Raw genomic sequence first — 16,825 nt, 5'->3', positions numbered from 1 at the left:
TATCGCGGACGGGCAGCACCCTCCCAGCCCGCAGGGCGCTTGGAGTTGAAGAAAGCTATTGAACCGAGGACAACAGCCGCCACCAGCCCGCTCACCATAACGGCAATGTAGGGAAGGAAGGGATTGTCGAGTCTCATCGGCCTGTTCTGCTGAGTCGAAAAGCCAACAGCTTGAGCGGTGAGCCGATCGGGCAGCCCCCAGATAGGAGGCCCGACCCGGCGTTTGCGTAAAACGAGGTTCTGAACTATTGCAGTCCCAGCCACTGGGCAAGAGTGGTGGCGAAAACACTGTGGCCCACCAGTGCCTCTGTGGCAACGCTGATCACCAAACCCACCATGGCCAGGCGGCCATTCCAACGCTCCGCTTGCTCCGTCCAGCCCGGGATCCAGTCGTTGGTGGTGTCGTAGTATTGGGCCACAGAAGCGGAGTCGAGGCGAGAAGGGATCCTAGGAGAGGATTGCATAGGTGATGCCTTGTAACTGGATGTAAACAAACTTAACATCAAATTACAGTCCGTGACAACTCTCTTCTGCCGGCGAGGGAGAGTTTTCGGGGCGGCTGGCCAGAGCAATGCCATACTGAGGGAGGTAGGCTTCTGCGCAGACTATGGCGGTATCCCCTCTTTCTTCTCCCAAGCTGGAACAGGCTTTTGACACCGCTGCCGACCTAGCTGCCCAGGTGCGGTTGGATTTTCCAATCCTGCAGCGCCAGATCAACGGCCAGCCGCTCATCTACTTTGACAACGCGGCCACTTCTCAGAAGCCGCTGGCGGTTTTGCAGGCAATGGATCACTACTACCGCCACAGCAACGCCAACGTACACCGGGGGGTGCATACCCTGGGCAACGAAGCTACGGAGGCCTACGAGGGGGCGCGGGAGAAGATTGCCCGCTTTGTCCATGCGCCTTCCCCGCAGGAGCTCATCTACACCCGCAACGCCAGTGAGGCCATTAACTTGGTGGCCTACAGTTGGGGCATGAGCACCTTAGAGCGGGGGGATGAGATTATCCTGTCGGTGATGGAGCACCACAGCAATTTGATCCCCTGGCAATTCGTGGCTCAGAAGACGGGGGCCTGCCTCAAGTTCATCCGCATCACGGCCGAGGGTGAGTTGGATCTGGAGCACTACCGCTCTTTACTCGGCAATCGCACCCGGCTGGTGGCGGTGACCCACGTCTCCAACATGCTGGGATCCATTAACCCTGTTCAGGAGGTGATTGCGCTAGCCCATCACTATGGGGCTAAGGTGCTTCTGGATGCCTGTCAAAGTGTGCCCCACATGCCAGTGGATGTGCAGGCCCTGGATTGCGATTGGCTGGCCTTTTCTGGCCATAAGATGTGCGGTCCCACAGGCATTGGGGTGCTCTACGGCAAACGGGAGCTGCTGCGGGCCATGCCGCCCTTTTTGGGTGGGGGCGAGATGATTGCCGAGGTGGACTGGGATCACGCCACCTATGCCGATATCCCCCACAAGTTTGAGGCAGGCACACCGGCCATTGCCCAAGCGGTGGGTTTGGGGGCAGCCGTCGACTACTTAAGCCAGATTGGGCTAGAGCGCGTGCATGCCCATGAGCAAAAGCTAACCGCTCGCCTTCTGGAAGGGATCCAGCGCCTTCCAGGCATTACAGTCTATGGTCCCAAGGATCCGGCGCGCCGGGCAGGGCTGGTCAGCTTTGCGGTGGAGGGCATTCACCCCCACGATCTATCCACGCTGCTGGATGAGCAGGGGATTGCCATCCGGGCTGGCCACCACTGCACCCAGCCGCTACACCGCCACTTGCAGGTGCAGTCGACAGCCCGGGCCAGCGTTTACCTCTACAACACCCTGGCCGAGGTGGATCGCTTCCTGGAGGTGCTGGCAGAGGCGGTGGCGTTTTTTAGAGAGGCCTTGGGGTAAAGTTGGGGGGTGTCCATCGCCGAGGAAGTTGATGCTGAGCTCACATCGCCCAGCTGAGCCGGAAAGCGGGGGGAGCTCCCCAATGCCCTACCGCCGCTTTGGGCGCACGCAGCAGCTCATGTCGGCTTTTTCTTTGGGCAGTATGCGCCTGGTCAACGTGCCACCAGAACAGGCCCAGACCACGGTGGCAGCGGCGCTAGAAGCAGGGATCAACCACCTGGAAACGGCGCAGGCCTACGGCCAGGCCGAGGTGCTTTTGGGGGAAATCTTGCAGAGTCTGGCGGTGCCACGGCAGCGCTTGATCCTAACCACCAAGCTCACGCCTGGCGAGAGGCTGCGGGAACGGCTGGAGGGATCCCTGCAGCGGCTGCGGGTGGAGTACTTGGATCAGCTTGCCTTCCACGGCATCAACCTACCCGAACACCTGGAGTGGGTACTGCAGAAGGGCTTGCCGCTCCTTAGGCAGGCGCAGCAGGAGGGCCTGGTGCGCTACATCGGCTTTTCCACCCATGGATCCCTGGAGCTAATCCTGCAGGCCATCCAGACGGGCCATTTTGACTTTGTGAATTTGCACTACCACTTTTTCCAGCAGCGCAATGCCGCGGCCCTGGAGGCGGCAGCCCAGCAGGATATGGGGGTGTTCATCATCTCCCCCGCCGACAAGGGGGGGATGCTCTACCGCCCGCCCCAGCGCCTGCAGGAGAGCTGTGCGCCCTTTAGCCCCTTGGAGTTTGCCTACCGCTTTTTGCTGGCGGATCCCCGTATCCATACCCTTAGTTTGGGCGTTACCCATCCCAGCGAGCTGCAGACAGCCCTGGCAGCCCTGCGGGATCCCGAGCGTTGGTGGACAGAGGGCCTGCAGGTGCAGGAGCGGCTGCGCCAAGCAGAGCAAGAACGCCTGGGATCCAGTCGCTGTAGCCAGTGCTATGCCTGCTTGCCCTGCCCAGAAGGGATCCACATCCCAGAGGTGCTGCGGCTGCGCAACTTGGCCCTTGCCCATGAGATGACCGAGTTTGCCCAGTACCGCTACAACATGTTTGGCCAGGCGGGGCACTGGTTTCCAGGAGTGCCTGCCGACCGCTGCAGCGAGTGCGGCGACTGTCTGCCCCGCTGTCCGGAGCACCTGCCGATCCCAGAGTTGTTGGCGGAAACTCACCGCCTTTTGCACCGCTCTCCCATCCGGCGGCTGTGGGAGTGAGAGAGGGGAGTTCAAGACTCTAGCGCCGTTTGCCGCGCAGGGTTTTGGTGCGGTTGTGTACCTGTCTCACGAACAAGGGCAGTAGCTGTTCCTGAATGTAGGCAAAGGCTGCCGGGAGGCCTTCTCTTTCGTAGATGAGGCCGATTTCTGCTTCCACCTGGGTGGGATCCCGGAGAGCCGACAAAAATTGGTTGGAAGTGAGCCAGGTGAAGAGTTCGGCGCGGCTAAGATCGCAGCCGGGAGGGGAAGGCACCTGCCAGTCGGGCGGTGGGCCGAGCAACCACTGGCGGGCAAATAGGCTCAGCACTGCATCTCCCAGCCACGCCTTGTCCCGCCGAGATCCCTCGTCCAACTGGGTCACCTGCTGTCTGATGGTCGAAGAAAATTGGGATCCGGGCACCATGGGAGCTTGGCAGCACTTAGGAGGAGCGGCAAGGGCAGCAGAGCTTCCCTGTCTCATTCTAAGATGGGGTCTGGCCCACCCTCAGCAGGTAAAGGGGTGGAGTTGGATGTTTTGAGGATCCCAGGGCATGTTGTTGGAGCTCACCCCAGAAGAGTGCGAGTCGGTGATCCCGCTGGTGCCTACGCGGCTCCAGTACGCAGCTTACTGGAGCGATGCCCTCAACAGCGTAGGCCGGATCATTACAGCCATTTTGGTGGGCGTAGCGCTGCTGGTGCTGTCTCGCGCTTTTGGCGAGGGATCCTTCCTGGGGGCGGTCTCCTTTCTGGCGGGGTTTCTCTCGTTGCTCTATCCCTTTCTGTGGGGGCCGCTGTACACCATCTCCCGCCGGCAGCTAGCCTTTCGCGAGATCCCGTACGGAGGACTGTTTTTTGGGCAGGTGTTGAGCACCCGCCGCTATGAGGTGGTGGTGGAAGAGCGGGAAAAGGTGGGTGAAGACGGGCAACTCTATATCGAAGAAGTGCGCGAGCGCCAGTTTGAGATGGAAATTGGCGATGAAACAGGAGTCCTCTACCGAGTGCGGGCCAGGGACGATCCCCGCTACCGGCGAATTGTTAAAAAGCAATCGGTGCTGGCGCTGGTGAAGGCCTATTCGCGCGATCTGCGGCGCCGACCGACCTTGAGCGAAGTCTACGTGGTCAAGCTAGGGGAATGGGTGGGAGATGTCTCCTATCTGGATCGGGAGGCGTTTTTGGAGTTGGCCGACGAGCTGCTGGCGCTCGAGCTAGGACCGGAGGCAAAAGCATAGGGAGGTCGGAGGCAAGCGATGTCGGAGGCTGGAATCACCCGCGCGGCTTGGATCGTGGCGGCCTTGGTGGTGTCGGCGGCCCTGGGGCCGCGGTTGGCTCTACCTTTGTCTGGGATGGTGGGCTTGGTGATTGTCGAACAAGTGGCCTTTGGGGGGCGGCTCTCAGGGTTGCTGGGCGCGCTCCTGGATTGGGCTTCTCCAGCCTATCGGCAGCGGGTCATCCGCCACGAGGCAGGACACCTTTTGGTGGCCCACCTGCTAGGGATCCCCTTGCGCGGCTACGTGCTGGGCCCCTGGCAGGCTTTCCGACACGGGATCCCCGGCTACGGGGGAGTGCAGCTGGATCAAGCCCCCATGCGCACCTGGGAAGCCCAGGGGGGCATCCCCTGGGCAGATCTAGAGCGCTACGGCCTGTTTTGGATGGCAGGGGCTGCCGCGGAGTCTCTCCAATATGGCCAAGTGGTGGGAGATGAGGAGGATAGACAACAGGTGGCCAAGCTGCTGGCAGGGATCTCAGCAGCCCAGCCCTTGACCTCTGCGGCTCAAATGAGGGCCTCCATCAACCGCTTTCTGCGCCAGAGCCGGGCCTTGTTGCAAGCTCACCCCAAAGCCTATGCCGTTGCCGTCCGGCACCTAGAGCAGGGATCCCCCCTCCAAGACTGCCTAGCTGCCCTTGCGGCCAGCTTGGAGGAGCGGTGTCAACAACCTCCCTCGCCCTCTTCTGAAACCTCTTGCTGATACACTGTGACATACGAAAAAAGCTCGGGATTCCCCAGGCTCGGGATCCCAGCGATTGACTATATCGTTGTGTCGCTTAGGGAGGATCCATCTTGCGCCCCATCCTCATTGCCGGCAACTGGAAAATGCACAAGACTCAGGCTGAGGCTCGCCAGTTTCTGCGCGAGTTTCGTCCAGCCCTGCAAGCCTCGTCTGCAGGGGTGAGGCCGCAGCGGCAGATCATTCTCTGCGTGCCCTTCACAGACCTGGCTGTGGTGGTAGAAGAAACGCGGGGATCCGGCATTGCTGTGGGAGCCCAGAACCTGCACTGGGAGGATCAAGGGGCGTTTACGGGAGAGATCTCTGGCCCCATGCTGGCAGAGCTGGGGGTGCGCTACGTGATCGTCGGCCACAGCGAGCGGCGGCAATACTTTGGCGAAACCGATGAAACCGTCAACTGGCGCTTGGCAGCGGCCCAGCGGCACAGGCTCACTCCCATCCTCTGTGTGGGGGAAAGCTTGCAACAGCGGGAACAGGGCCTAACCGAGTCCTGGATTGTGGGACAGTTGGATCGCGCCTTGCCAGGGATCGATCTGCAAAACCTCGTGATTGCCTACGAGCCAATCTGGGCTATTGGCACGGGGAAAACCTGTGCAGCGGCTGAGGCCAACCGCGTCATTGGCCTTATCCGCCAGCATCTGGGTGCCGACCACCTGCCCATCCTCTACGGTGGCTCCGTTAAAGCCAGCAATATTGACGAGCTGATGGCCCAGCCGCAGATTGATGGCGTCCTGGTGGGGGGCGCTAGCCTCGATCCCCAAGAGTTTGCCCGCATTGTCAACTTCCAGACCCTAACCCCTGCGGCAGCGGCTCCCTAGGTTCCTCAGCGAGATTGCCCCCACAGCAGAGCCACCGGGAAAGACTTGAGGACGGCGCCCACGGGCAAGGTGTCGCCAGCCGGGATCCCTTCTTGGGTGAGACCATTTACCCACTCCAGCCGCTTCCAGCGCGGCAGTTGAATTTCCGTATCTTTCCAAACAGCTTCTCCTAGAGGATCCTGCGTCTCGTCAATTAACGAGGTTAAGAAGCGGGGCGCCACCACCAGGACGACTTGTTTGTCGTGCTGACGGGCAAAAGCGATGACGTGGTTGGCATAGGAGCCGCTTACTTGCAGGGGGATATAGCTGCCTTCCAGAAACAGTTGCGGCTGTTCCTGACGGCCCTTTAGCACCTGATGGATGAGAAACAGCTTAATGCGGCCGTCGTGGCGGTGGAGCAGAAGATCTTGGATCAGTTGCAGGGAATCCTGCTTAATTCGCCGCTGGATTTCCTCGAGGTAAGCTAGGCGACGGGAAAAGTCCACGGGCCGACGATTGTCGGGATCTACCATACTGAGATCCCACAGCTCCGTGCCCTGGTAGATATCCGGGATCCCAGGGCTGGTGAGCTTCAGCAGGGTTTGAGAGAGAGAGTTAAAGATGCCAAAGTGGGCAATTTTGCGCTGAAAGGGCAGGAAAGACTCCAGGAAGGGGCTTGAGGACTGCAGGATCTGATCGATGAAAGCAAGGGTGGCTTCTTCATATTCGGTATCGGGGCGAAGCCAGGCAGTGTGAACTTTGGCTTCCCGAACCGCTTTAATGGCGTAGTCTTTAACTCGCTGGATAAAGGTGGGAACTTCCTCCGGCTGAAAGGGATAGGAGCCAATTAGGGTCTGATAAAGAAAATACTCGTCGTTGCGATCCGGCAGCTCCAAACGCTTCGCTTGCTTGCTGCGGACTTTGTAGCCAAGATTCAACTCATGCCAGAGTTTAATGTGCTTCTCCCACTCGGCGGGGATTTCCGAGAGCACATTCAGGCGGGCCCGCACATCCTCGCCGCGTTTGGTGTCATGGGTGGAGGAAGCATTCATTGAGAAGGGCCACTGGGCTGCTCGTTCTTGGTTAAAGCGATGGAACTCTTGGACAGAAATGCCAAAACGACACAGATCCCCACCCACTTCGTTTAGGGATAGCAGCCGATTGTAAACATAGAAGGCCGTATCCTCTACCCCTTTGGCCATGAGAGGGCCGGCCAACTGTTGCAGCCGCATAGCAAAGTAGATTTGCTCGTTTTTCTCTTCCTCTGAGACGTTTTCAGGGAACTCAAGGCAGAGAAAGCGCTGCAGGAAATTCAGCTCGTTGACCAGAATGGGCAGGTTCTCCTTAGCTTTCTCTACAGCTTGACGGATAGCCTGTTGACCTTCTGGGCTGAGGATCCCTTCATGGATGTAGACTCGGTAAACTGGGAAACACACCAAAACCTCTGCCAGGGCTCGGCGCAAGCTGTAGAGGGTAAAGTCGTTGGCGTAGCGGTGATGGCTGGTAATCTGCTTGAGCAAAAAAGCAAGGTTGTCCATGTCCCCTGCCAGGTTGCGCTCGATAATCAGCCGTTTTTTATCTTCGATAACTTGTTCTGGTGACTGTTGTAGGTTGGTGAAATCTTGATACAGAGCACTGAAGGCTTCTGCATTCTCCGATTGGCAAAAGATGCCATTAAGCTTAGCTAAAAAGTCGTAACCCGTTGTGCCTTGAACTGGCCATTGCTGAGGTAGCTTCTCATTAGCTTCTAGTATTTTTTCTACCACGATGTAGAGATCTGGGCAGCGTTCTCGCAGACGATGGAGATACTCCTCTGGGTTAAATAAGCCATCGATGTGGTCAATGCGTAAACCCGTGAAGCGCCCCTGTTCTGAAAGCTTGAGGATGAGCTGATGTGTTTTGCGAAATACTTCGCGATCTTCCATCCGCAGCGAGATCAGATCGTTGATGGTAAAAAAACGACGATAATTGATCTCCTCAGCACCCACCTTCCAGAAAGAAAGGCGGAAGTTTTGTCGCGCCAAAAGGCTGTCCAACAAGTCAAAGCTTGAGGGATCCCCTGGCTTGCCGTTAAAAATGGCAATGTTCTCGTCAAAAAAGTTCTGAATATGTTGGCTAGAGGTGTAGAGCTCCCATAGGGAGTGCTTGGCAAAGTTAATCTGATCGGTGCGCTCTAGAAGATCTTCTTTGCTAGGGATGAATTTAAGACTGAAGAGGATCCCGAGTAATTTGATGTAATCGGGATGGCTGCGTCCTAGTTTTCGTCTTAGTTTGCCCAAGTTGTAGGTAAAAACATCGGCATAGGTATCAATATTTAGAGGAAATCTCAAGTTATAGTAGTTGATGCTAAGGCCATCAGCGTCGTAACGGAGCTGGATTTGTCCAGACTCCAAGCATTTATCGTAGAAGTCACCCAAAAAAGGTGCCAAGATCCTTCCCTTAATACCTAGATAAGAATGGTTCCAGTTGACATCAAAGTAATCGATGAAGTCTGAGTTAGGGCCACTTTCCAAAACGTCCATTAACATTTGATTTTGGCCATCGTAGGCCATGTGGTTGGGCACAATGTCTTGGATCCAGCCGATTCCCTGCCGGTTGAGGGTTTCCCACAAGAGTTCAAACTTTTCACTCCCCCCTAGCTCCACGTTGATCTGCCTGGGATCCACGACGTCGTAGCCATGGGTGCTGCCCTTGCGGGCCTGAAAGATGGGAGAAGCATACAGATCGCTGATGCCCAGCAACTTCAGGTAGGGGACAATTTGCCGCGCTGCCTCAAAGTCAAATCCAGCGTGAAACTGAATGCGATAGGTGGAAGTCGGGATCCGCATGGCGACCTCAAAACGACGACAAGGTGGCTCAGCCCATGACCAGAAGGGATGTTTCCAGGGTAGCGGCTAAGATCGGGGGATCCTGGATAAAGATCGGCCAGACCCTAGATAGGTGTTCAGGGGCACAAGAGTGCCCAAGTGCAGACAATGATGCTAAACCAGGCAGCGGCGAGATGGGCAACGATTGTTCTCCTGCCCGTCTGCGTCTGATGCAGCAACGCCTGGAGGAGATTTTGCTAGAGGCCAGCAGCTCCCAGCCCCAGGTCAGCCTGGAGATTCCTGCTCCTCCCAGTCCGGATCCCTTGGCGGCTCCTCTGCCAGCCCATACTTTTCTCAATGGGCAACTGCCGTTGACGGTGACGCCGACGCCTGCCGAGGCCTACGCCACTTCTCAGCCGGCGGCTTTGGCGTGAGTTTGGGCAGAGCGGTTACAGAAGGCCCTGGACTGGGCGGGGAGCCAGCAGCGGCTGTTTTTCGCCTTGAACCTACCGGAGCAATCGGTTGGGCAGGGGCGGCTCTATCGCCGATAATGGGCGGCTGGTTACCGATGGAACGCGCATCGGGAATCATGTCGTGGATTGGGAGATCCCTTTTGGGGAGGATCCCTTGGGGTTTTCCCATCAGCCGGTGCTGCCGGATCCCCCGCCGGAGCGGCTATTTTTGTTAAACCGCCTGCGTCAGTTTATGCCCTACGAGTTGTGACCCTAAGCGTTTTTCTACGGCCTCCTATGTCTTCTATGCCATCCACACCAACCCTTCCCCGCGAGCCCCGCATCCTGTTGGGCCTGCGGGCTGACCAGTTTCGCCATCCTGTGGATCTGCAGGCAACCCGCTCCCTGCAGCAGGTGCCGGGGCTGGGCCTGCTGATTCAGAATTTGCTCGGCTCGACGGCAGGGGAGATCTTTTATCTGGATAACATCGCCTCGAGCATTCAAATTAACGAGCACCAGTTGCCGGAAATTCACCAGCTTCTGGTGCAGGCCTGTCGCATCCTGGATCTCGAAGTGCCCCAGCTCTACGTGCGCCAAAATCCCGTGCCCAACGCTTACACTTTTGCCATGCAAGGAAAAAAGCCTTTTATCGTTTTGCACAGCTCTCTGCTGGACTTGCTGGAGCCGCCGGAAATTCAAGCCGTGATTGCCCACGAGCTGGGCCACCTCAAGTGCAACCACGGCGTCTACTTGACAATGGCCAACCTTCTCATGCTCTCGACCAGTTTGCTCCCCTTCGGCGGGCTGTTCTATCAGGCGCTGCAAGATCAACTGCTGCACTGGCTGCGCTGTGCCGAGTTTACCTGCGACCGGGCGGCGCTGCTGGTTACCCAGGATGCAAGAACGGTGATCTCGGTGCTGATGAAACTGTGCGGCGGCTCGCCGCAGTTGGCCGCCAAGCTCAATGTGGATGCTTTTCTGGAGCAGGCCCGCACCTACGAGGAGCTGGACGACGATCTCTGGCAGCTTGAGCTGAAGCAGATGCAGACCATTGGGCGCACCCACCCGCTGCCGGTGCTGCGAGCTCGGGAAATTGAGCGCTGGTTCCGCAGCAATACTTACCGGCAAATCCTGGAGCAGCACGGCTCGACTGCTGCCTGAGAGGCCAGGATGGCTCCCCTCGGAGTGACCTCTGGCCTCCCCCTGATTGTGGGGGAGACCCTTTTCGATTGTTTCCCAGACAAGGTGGTGCTGGGCGGGGCAGCTTTGAATGTGGCTTGGAACCTCAAAGGGCTAGGAGCCGATCCCCTCTTGCTCAGCCGCGTCGGCCAGGATGAGGCGGCAGAAAGGATGCTGGCAGCGCTGCGGCAGCAGGGGCTGCGTCTGGAAGGGCTGCAGCGGGATCCGGTTCACCCCACCGGCCAAGTCCGGGTCACGCTGGATGGGGAGGGGATCCCGACCTTCGCCATCTTGCCCGACCAAGCCTACGACTACATCCAGTTGGACAGGGCAGCTCTGCAAGCCCTCCGCCCCAGCCTGATCTACCGGGGCAGCTTGGCGGCGCGTCGAGAAGCAGCCCATCGCCATTTTCAGGAGACCCTTGCCACTGTGGGCTGTCCGGTGTTTTTGGACCTCAATCTGCGGGATCCCTGGTGGCACCCAGGCCCCATCCGGGAAATGCTGCGCACCTGCGCTTGGCTGAAGCTGAACCAAGAGGAGCTGGAGCAGGTGGTGCAGCTAGAAAGCATCCCCGCTGGCAAGGTGGAGGAACAGGGGCAGGCCTTGCGGGCGCGGTTGAATCTAAAGGGCTTGTTCCTAACGCTGGGGGCGGCAGGTGCATTCCTGTTCACCGCTGGGGGGGTGTATCGGGGGGAGCCGGTGCCGGTGCCGCGGCTGGTGGATACGGTGGGGGCAGGAGATGCCTTCAGCGCGGTGGCCATTCTGGGCCTGCTGCAGGGATGGCCAGAGGCGGTGTTGCTGCAACGGGCGGTGGAGTTTGCGGCGGCCATCTGTGGAGTTGCGGGGGGTGCCCCCCCAGATCCGGCGTTCTATCGCCCCTTCCGGCAGGCGTGGGGGCTTTAGAAGCTACTGGAACTGGCGCCAGTGGAACTGGGCGTAGCGCCCCCCCTTGCTCAGTAACTCGCGATGATTGCCCTCCTCCAACAGTTGCCCCTGCTCGAGGACGAAAATGCGATGGGCGCTGCGCACCGTAGAAAGGCGGTGGGCGATAACAAAGACTGTGCAGCGTTGCATCAGCCGTTGCAGAGCCTCTTGCACCAAGGCCTCCGATTCGTTATCCAGGGCGGAGGTGGCCTCGTCCAGGATCAGGATCTTGGGGTTGAGCAACAGGGCGCGGGCAATGGCCAACCGCTGCCGCTGGCCGCCGGAGAGGGTAACTCCGCGCTCTCCAACACGGGTGGCGTAGCCATCGGGCAGGCTCTCGATGAAGCTGTCGATGTTGGCCACACGGGCCGCCTGCCGCACCGCTTCCAGGTCAAAGTCCTCTTGGCCGTAGGCGATGTTGCTGGCGATGGTGCCGGAAAACAGGGTAATCTCCTGGGGCACGATGCCGATCTGGCGGCGCAGGCTCTTGAGGGTGACGGTGCGGATGTCGATGCCGTCGATGCGGATGCAGCCTTCCTGGGGATCGTAGAAGCGCGGGATCAGGTTGACCAGGGTGGATTTGCCGGCGCCGGAGGATCCCACCAGGGCGACAATCTCGCCGGGGGCCACCTGGAAGCTGATCCGTTTGAGCACCGGCTGATCTGGTTTGTAGGCAAAGGAAACCTGCTCGAACTCCACCCAGCCCTGAATGGGGGGCATGGGACGAGCACCGGGCAACTCCCGCACCTGGGAGCGGGTATCCAGCAGCTCGAAGATCCGCTCCACCGAGGCTTCCCCCTGTTTCAGCTCGCTGTAGTTGTTGGTGATGTGGACGATGGGGTCGATCAACATGGCCACCCCGGCAATAAAGCCAAGAAACTGGCTGCCGGTTAGGTTGCCCTCGCTGATCTGCCAGCCGCCCACCCAAAACACTCCCAACACGCTCATGGCGTACAGAAAGCCCACCACCGGGTCTTGGATAGCTTTAACCTGTTCGGTTTGAAAGCGGGCCAGGCAGTTGTTCTCGGCCATGGCGCTGAAGCGGCGGATCTCGTATTCCTCAGCAGCAAAGGCGCGGGTGAGGCTGATGCCGGCAAAGGCCTCGGTTAGGAGAGAGGACAGGTCGGACATGCTCTCCTGGTTGAGGCGGGAGCGCAGCAGCAGCCGATCCCCAAACCAACTAATCAAGGCGCCCATCAGGGGGGCAATCACCAGGGTGGTCAAGGTGAGGATGCCGTTGAGGTAGAACAGGTAGGCCACCACCGCCAAGATGGTGAGCACGCTGGGGATGAAGCGGTGGAAAAAACGCTGCACCACTTCGCCCACCCGATCCAGATCGCCGGTGAGGCGGTAGACCAGGTCGCCAGTGCGGCTGCCGGAAAAGTAGTCCACATCCAAACCCTGCAAATGGGCGTAGAGCCGTTGCCGCAATTCCAATACCATTTGCAAAGAGGCCCTGGCCATAAGGGTGTCCTGGCCGTACTGGAAGGCGCCGCGCACCAGAAAAAACACCACCCCGATCAAGGCCAAGATCCGCAATTGTCCCAGATCCCCTGCGCCGATGGAGCGGGCCACCCACTCGATCAAGTAGGCGAGGGCAGGCATGGTGAGGACAAAGCCAAGGGTACAGGCCAGCCCCAGCAGCAACATCCACAGATGGGGCCGAATGAAGGGAAAAAGGCGGCGATAGCTACGACCCGGATGCACAGATCTCAGAAGAAAAGACTTCTGCCCCAATCAGCTTACCGGATCGGGCCCCAAGCGGCTGCTGGGATCCCTGGCTAGCGGGGCTGTCTCCTAGACGGCTCTGGCTAGCCTAACTTTTGCCCATACCTGGTAAGGGGGGATCCCCTTCTTCGACGGCGTCTGCGCCAACGTCGCCAGCGGGAGACCAGGCAATCGCTGAGGCTGTGGTTCATCGAACCCAGCTCCAGCCCCATCCCCACCCAAAGCAGCATCTCTGCGTGCGCATGCAACCCTTGCCAGAGGTTGTCCCGCCAGATATCCGGCTGCCACTGCCACCAACCCAGGCGGGATCCCAGCCAAGCTGCCGCCAAGCCCGCCCCCGCCACCCACAGGCCCAGGTAGAGCAGCCGCAGGGCAGTGCCGACAATCGGCCCGTGGGACCAGAAGGAGCGGTGGTGCAGCCAGCGGCGGTAGGGAAGCCAAATCCAGCGCAGGAACAGCCAGCGGCGATACTGGCGAGAGTCAGTGTCCAGATCCCCGGAAAACATCAGGCCGCTGAAGAGATAGGCGGATCCCACGGCCAGAGCTACGGCAGCGCTGTTGCCCAACAGGCCGGCTGCCAGAGTGACGCCGGGAGCTGTCCAGAGGGTGATGCGATCGTGGGTGGATCCCAGAGGCATGAAGCCAGCGCAGTAGGCCACTGCGGCTGAGTCTAGCCGCAGGAGGAGGAAAAAGCTTGCCCCGGCTCAAGTTGGCGAACCAACAGGGATCCCTCGATTGAGGCGATCCAACACCTGCAACTGACAGTAGAGCATCTCCACCCGCGGCATCTGAATCCCGCCTTGCTGGGCATAGCGGAGCGGGTTGGCAAAAATAGCCTCCAGTTCCAGGGGACGCTTGCGCTCGTAGTCGATCTTCATGCTGGTTCGGTAGGGGGCCATCTTCTCGGTGCTGGCCAGCATCTCGGGGATCAGGGTCTCCGGGAGGTGGCGGCCACAGGCGGCAGCCCCCTGGATCACCTCGTGCATCAGCGTTTCCGCCAAAGTGCGGGCCTCAGGGTCGCGGATCATTTGCTGGGTATCGGCATTGAAGATCACCGAGAGGCCGTTGAAGGGAATGTTCCAGACCAACTTCTGCCAGCGGGCCAGCATCAGATCTGGAGAAAGGGAGGTCGGGATCCCGGCCCGTTGAAAATCCGCTTGAACTTGTTGAAGGCGAGGCGTGATCCCCTGGGGCGCATAGCCAGGGCCGTATTCCGCCAGCAGCACCGAGCCATAATCCAGATGACGGATGTGGCCAGGGCCAACTTTGTTGGAGCTGATGAAACAGAGGCCACCCATGATGCGCTCAGGGCCAACGCAGTTGGCAATCTCCGGCTCTGCCCCTAGTCCATTTTGCAGGAGGATCACCACACCCTTCTCGGCCAATACGGGCGGGAGCAACTGCGGCAGTAGGTGATTTTGGGTGGCTTTCAAAGCCACGATCACTCCTTCGCAAGGGGGCATGTCCTCCACTGCTGCGTAGGCATTCACCTGCGGCAAATGAAAATCCCCCCAGCAGGACTCTACCCACAGCCCTTGCTGGCGCACATGGTCGTAGTCGCTGTGGAGCAGAAAATGCACCGTGAAGCCAGCCTGTTGCAGTTTTGCCCCGTAAAACCCTCCCAGGGCGCCTGTGCCTAAGACAGCGTAGCGACGGGTTTCCGGCAACACAGCCATAGGGCGAAAGTCGGCAGATTATCCCCACCATACCGCACCCCAGGGGCGTCTCAGGCTCACTCTCTGCTGTTTTCCTCAGGCTTGGCGTCGATCAACAACACCCGCTCCTCGCCGTCGGTTTCCCGCAGGTGCACCTTGACGATCTGCTCAGGGGCCGTGGTTAGCTTGTGGCCCCAGTAGTCCGGTTGAATGGGAAACTGGCGGTGGCCGCGGTCGATCAACACAGCCAGGCGCACCCGCTCCGGTCGCCCAAAGTGGCTGAGGGCCTCCAGAGCCGCACGGACGGTGCGACCCCGGAAGAGCACATCGTCCACCAGCACCACTTCTTGGCCGCTCAGATCCCGCGGCAGCTCGCTGCGATTGGGAGTGCGCAGGCCGCCGGAGCCCAGGTCGTCGCGGAAGAAGGTGATGTCCAGCTCCCCTACCTGCGGTGGGCTCCTGAAGCCGGTGGCGATGCGATCCCGCAAGCGGTAGGCCAAGGGGACGCCGCGAGTGCGAATGCCGATCAACACCAGCCTGTCCAAGTGGGGGTGATCCCTGCCGATTGCGGTGGCCAGAGCGTCGATCAGCTCCGCTATCTGCTGCGCATTGAAAATCTCGACTGTGGACATGGGTTCCTGTCACCCCCTCGCCAGTTGGGACTCAGCTTATAAAAGCCCAAGTTAGCCCAATCTGCCGGTGGGATCCCCATCCGGTAGGATAAAAGTAAGAGCAGTCCCAAAGCCGTGGAGGTTTCCGGGAGGGATCCGCGATGTCTGTTGCTTGGCCGGCTTCTGGTTTGGTGAGACTGTCCTGGCTGACCCGTTTCCTGCGGGGTGCAGTGTTTTGCGGGCTGATCCTGTGCCTAGGCGTCGCCCTCTTGGGATCCCCGTCCTGGGCAGAAGACTACAGCAAGCGGGATCTGCAGGGGGCGAACTTTGCCGGACAAGACCTGAGCGGCTGGAAATTTCTCAAGGCCAACCTGCGGCAAAGCGATCTCAGCCACGTCAAAGCGGCAGGGGCGAATCTGTTTGGGGCCAACCTCAGCAGAGCCAACCTGCGGGGGGCCGATCTGCGCGGCGCCACCTTGGACATGGCCAATTTGCAAGGTGCCGACCTGCGGGAAGCCCAACTGCAGGACAGCATGATGTGGCTGGCGCGGGTGGAAGGGATCCAGATCGAGGGGGCGGATTTCACCAACGCCCTGATCCGGAAAGATGCCCTTGCCATCCTCTGCGAACGGGCCAGCGGCGTTAACCCCGTCACCGGGCGGGCCACCCGCGACACCCTCGCATGCGACTGATCCCTCACCCCCAGCCCCTCTCCCTCAGGGAGAGGGGGGATTGGCAGCCCAGCAAAGAGTCTCTGGGGTGGGGAATAGCTGTGGCTAGGGACTGGGGGCAGCCGCCTCAGAGCGGGTGGACTGGCGCTGAAACTGGTTGAGAAGAGAGTTCCAGGCCAAGCGGGCCATTGATAGCAGCCAATTGCCCTCCAATTCCTTGAACAAGTCCATGTTGAGCTGGAAGGCGTAATTGGCTTCCGCCACGATGCGCTCGATGGTTGCCTGATCCAGCTCCAGCGCGTCCAACTGAGCGCGATAGCGCTGCTTGAACTTGCCCTCGTGGGGGATCTGCTCGAAGTCGTAAAAGGCGGTGCCTTCCCCCGGCGGCAGGCCCATGGCCCGGCGGGCGATGTTTTTCAGGATCTGGCCACCCGAAAGGTCGCCGATGTAGCGGGTGTAGGCGTGGGCAATCAGCAGAACCGGATCCTTTTCCACCACTTCTCGAATGCGGTCGACATAGACCTGGCAAGCCGGAGAGGGCTTGACCACAGCGCGCCAATTGGGGCCGACAAAATAATTCAAGTCCTTCTCCAGGCTGGCCTTGCGCCACAGCTCCGGGTAGTAAAGCCGGCCCACCAGCGGGTGCTCTCGCAACTGCGTGAACCCCTCTTCCAGAGCGCTGTAGACAAAGTAAAAATTGCCCACATAGCGGCTGTAGGCTTTTTTATCCACCACCCCCTTGAGGAAGCACTTGATGAAGGCCATATTCTCGGCCATGGTGTGGGACTGCTTGGTGCCCTCCCGCAACTGAACAGAGAGGCTGGCAGGCTGGTGTTTTGGTTGCAGACTTTGACTCACAAAATCCTCCTCGCCAAAAACGGCTGCTTGTGTCTAGCTGTTTTCAAAAACATCAATAAATTAA

19 protein-coding genes are annotated in these 16,825 nt (G+C 59.5%); 10 read left to right on the top strand and 9 right to left on the bottom strand.

The features are described from left to right. The coding region (psb35, locus tag NW852_RS03695) for a photosystem II assembly protein Psb35 (RefSeq protein WP_414426477.1) at nt 1-98 on the bottom strand (98 nt) is incomplete at its 3' end. A gap of 146 nt (nt 99-244) precedes the next feature. Next, entirely contained in the window at nt 245-463 is a 219-nt protein-coding gene (locus tag NW852_RS03690; protein WP_414364163.1) for a hypothetical protein, read from the bottom strand. Nucleotides 464-606: 143 nt separating this feature from the next. Between NW852_RS03690 and NW852_RS03685 the strand changes: the two genes are divergently transcribed. After that, entirely contained in the window at nt 607-1,896 is a 1,290-nt protein-coding gene (locus NW852_RS03685; protein WP_414385074.1) for a cysteine desulfurase, read from the top strand. An 82-nt stretch (nt 1,897-1,978) separates the two neighbouring features. Then, nucleotides 1,979-3,094, top strand: coding sequence for an aldo/keto reductase (locus NW852_RS03680; protein ID WP_414370461.1), 1,116 nt, complete (start codon nt 1,979-1,981; stop codon nt 3,092-3,094). A gap of 19 nt (nt 3,095-3,113) precedes the next feature. On the opposite strand, the gene NW852_RS03675 is transcribed toward NW852_RS03680, so the two are convergent. After that, entirely contained in the window at nt 3,114-3,497 is a 384-nt protein-coding gene (locus NW852_RS03675; protein ID WP_414370459.1) for a hypothetical protein, read from the bottom strand. Between the two features lie 127 nt (nt 3,498-3,624). On the opposite strand from NW852_RS03675, the gene NW852_RS03670 reads away from it, so the two are divergent. From NW852_RS03670 to tpiA, 3 genes are all read left to right on the top strand, one after another. Continuing rightward, nucleotides 3,625-4,302 (top strand): hypothetical protein, encoded by a 678-nt coding sequence (locus tag NW852_RS03670; protein ID WP_414370457.1) that lies wholly within the window; start codon nt 3,625-3,627, stop codon nt 4,300-4,302. An 18-nt stretch (nt 4,303-4,320) separates the two neighbouring features. Further along, complete coding sequence (locus NW852_RS03665; protein ID WP_414370456.1) at nt 4,321-5,040, top strand: hypothetical protein; 720 nt, start codon at nt 4,321-4,323, stop codon at nt 5,038-5,040. Between the two features lie 92 nt (nt 5,041-5,132). Then, nucleotides 5,133-5,897, top strand: coding sequence for a triose-phosphate isomerase (gene tpiA, locus NW852_RS03660; RefSeq protein WP_414370455.1), 765 nt, complete (start codon nt 5,133-5,135; stop codon nt 5,895-5,897). 5 nt (nt 5,898-5,902) lie between these two features. Here tpiA and treY read toward each other — a convergent pair whose 3' ends face one another. Then, a complete protein-coding gene (gene treY / locus NW852_RS03655; protein WP_414370453.1) occupies nt 5,903-8,704 on the bottom strand; it encodes a malto-oligosyltrehalose synthase in 2,802 nt (933 codons plus the stop codon). Nucleotides 8,705-8,877: 173 nt separating this feature from the next. Here treY and NW852_RS03650 point away from each other — a divergent pair, with 173 nt between their 5' ends. From NW852_RS03650 to NW852_RS03635, 4 genes are all read left to right on the top strand, one after another. After that, nucleotides 8,878-9,117 carry a hypothetical protein gene (locus NW852_RS03650; RefSeq protein ID WP_414364171.1) on the top strand — a complete coding sequence of 80 codons (240 nt, stop codon included), beginning with the start codon at nt 8,878-8,880 and terminating at the stop codon, nt 9,115-9,117. A 160-nt stretch (nt 9,118-9,277) separates the two neighbouring features. Further along, a complete protein-coding gene (locus tag NW852_RS03645; protein WP_414370451.1) occupies nt 9,278-9,406 on the top strand; it encodes a hypothetical protein in 129 nt (42 codons plus the stop codon). 26 nt (nt 9,407-9,432) lie between these two features. After that, a complete protein-coding gene (locus tag NW852_RS03640; RefSeq protein ID WP_414364173.1) occupies nt 9,433-10,296 on the top strand; it encodes a M48 family metallopeptidase in 864 nt (287 codons plus the stop codon). Between the two features lie 9 nt (nt 10,297-10,305). After that, nucleotides 10,306-11,217, top strand: a complete 912-nt coding sequence (locus NW852_RS03635; RefSeq protein WP_414364174.1) for a carbohydrate kinase family protein — start codon at nt 10,306-10,308, stop codon at nt 11,215-11,217. Between the two features lie 3 nt (nt 11,218-11,220). Here the strand turns inward: NW852_RS03635 and NW852_RS03630 are convergent, their stop codons facing one another. The 4 genes from NW852_RS03630 to pyrR form a co-directional block, all read right to left on the bottom strand. Next, nucleotides 11,221-12,945 carry an ABC transporter ATP-binding protein gene (locus NW852_RS03630; protein ID WP_414364175.1) on the bottom strand — a complete coding sequence of 575 codons (1,725 nt, stop codon included), beginning with the start codon at nt 12,943-12,945 and terminating at the stop codon, nt 11,221-11,223. Between the two features lie 104 nt (nt 12,946-13,049). Next, entirely contained in the window at nt 13,050-13,604 is a 555-nt protein-coding gene (locus NW852_RS03625) for a metal-binding protein (protein WP_414385066.1), read from the bottom strand. A 66-nt stretch (nt 13,605-13,670) separates the two neighbouring features. Beyond that, nucleotides 13,671-14,642, bottom strand: a complete 972-nt coding sequence (locus NW852_RS03620) for a putative 2-dehydropantoate 2-reductase (protein WP_414364177.1) — start codon at nt 14,640-14,642, stop codon at nt 13,671-13,673. A 56-nt stretch (nt 14,643-14,698) separates the two neighbouring features. Continuing rightward, nucleotides 14,699-15,253 (bottom strand): bifunctional pyr operon transcriptional regulator/uracil phosphoribosyltransferase PyrR, encoded by a 555-nt coding sequence (gene pyrR, locus NW852_RS03615; protein ID WP_414370447.1) that lies wholly within the window; start codon nt 15,251-15,253, stop codon nt 14,699-14,701. Between the two features lie 140 nt (nt 15,254-15,393). Between pyrR and NW852_RS03610 the strand changes: the two genes are divergently transcribed. Then, entirely contained in the window at nt 15,394-15,924 is a 531-nt protein-coding gene (locus tag NW852_RS03610) for a pentapeptide repeat-containing protein (RefSeq protein WP_414364179.1), read from the top strand. A gap of 84 nt (nt 15,925-16,008) precedes the next feature. On the opposite strand, the gene NW852_RS03605 is transcribed toward NW852_RS03610, so the two are convergent. Then, entirely contained in the window at nt 16,009-16,761 is a 753-nt protein-coding gene (locus NW852_RS03605) for a heme oxygenase (biliverdin-producing) (RefSeq protein WP_414364180.1), read from the bottom strand. Between the last annotated feature and the right edge of the window lie 64 nt (nt 16,762-16,825).

The sequence above is a fragment of the Synechococcus sp. H60.1 genome, from assembly GCF_047462335.1.
Classification (GTDB): Bacteria; Cyanobacteriota; Cyanobacteriia; order Thermostichales; family Thermostichaceae; genus Thermostichus.
This window is presented reverse-complemented; position numbering and strand designations above follow the sequence as displayed.

Bases quoted from the DNA above. Each gene is read 5' to 3' on its own strand.
- NW852_RS03610 (WP_414364179.1), top strand. From the start codon at position 15,394: ATGTCTGTTGCTTGGCCGGCTTCTGGTTTGGTGAGACTGTCCTGGCTG.
- NW852_RS03650 (WP_414364171.1), top strand. From the start codon at position 8,878: ATGGGCAACGATTGTTCTCCTGCCCGTCTGCGTCTGATGCAGCAACGC.
- NW852_RS03690 (WP_414364163.1), bottom strand. From the start codon at position 463: ATGCAATCCTCTCCTAGGATCCCTTCTCGCCTCGACTCCGCTTCTGTG.
- NW852_RS03635 (WP_414364174.1), top strand. From the start codon at position 10,306: ATGGCTCCCCTCGGAGTGACCTCTGGCCTCCCCCTGATTGTGGGGGAG.
- NW852_RS03625 (WP_414385066.1), bottom strand. From the start codon at position 13,604: ATGCCTCTGGGATCCACCCACGATCGCATCACCCTCTGGACAGCTCCC.
- treY (WP_414370453.1), bottom strand. From the start codon at position 8,704: ATGCGGATCCCGACTTCCACCTATCGCATTCAGTTTCACGCTGGATTT.
- NW852_RS03620 (WP_414364177.1), bottom strand. From the start codon at position 14,642: ATGGCTGTGTTGCCGGAAACCCGTCGCTACGCTGTCTTAGGCACAGGC.
- NW852_RS03665 (WP_414370456.1), top strand. From the start codon at position 4,321: ATGTCGGAGGCTGGAATCACCCGCGCGGCTTGGATCGTGGCGGCCTTG.
- NW852_RS03675 (WP_414370459.1), bottom strand. From the start codon at position 3,497: ATGGTGCCCGGATCCCAATTTTCTTCGACCATCAGACAGCAGGTGACC.
- NW852_RS03685 (WP_414385074.1), top strand. From the start codon at position 607: ATGGCGGTATCCCCTCTTTCTTCTCCCAAGCTGGAACAGGCTTTTGAC.
- pyrR (WP_414370447.1), bottom strand. From the start codon at position 15,253: ATGTCCACAGTCGAGATTTTCAATGCGCAGCAGATAGCGGAGCTGATC.
- NW852_RS03680 (WP_414370461.1), top strand. From the start codon at position 1,979: ATGCCCTACCGCCGCTTTGGGCGCACGCAGCAGCTCATGTCGGCTTTT.
- NW852_RS03640 (WP_414364173.1), top strand. From the start codon at position 9,433: ATGTCTTCTATGCCATCCACACCAACCCTTCCCCGCGAGCCCCGCATC.
- NW852_RS03670 (WP_414370457.1), top strand. From the start codon at position 3,625: ATGTTGTTGGAGCTCACCCCAGAAGAGTGCGAGTCGGTGATCCCGCTG.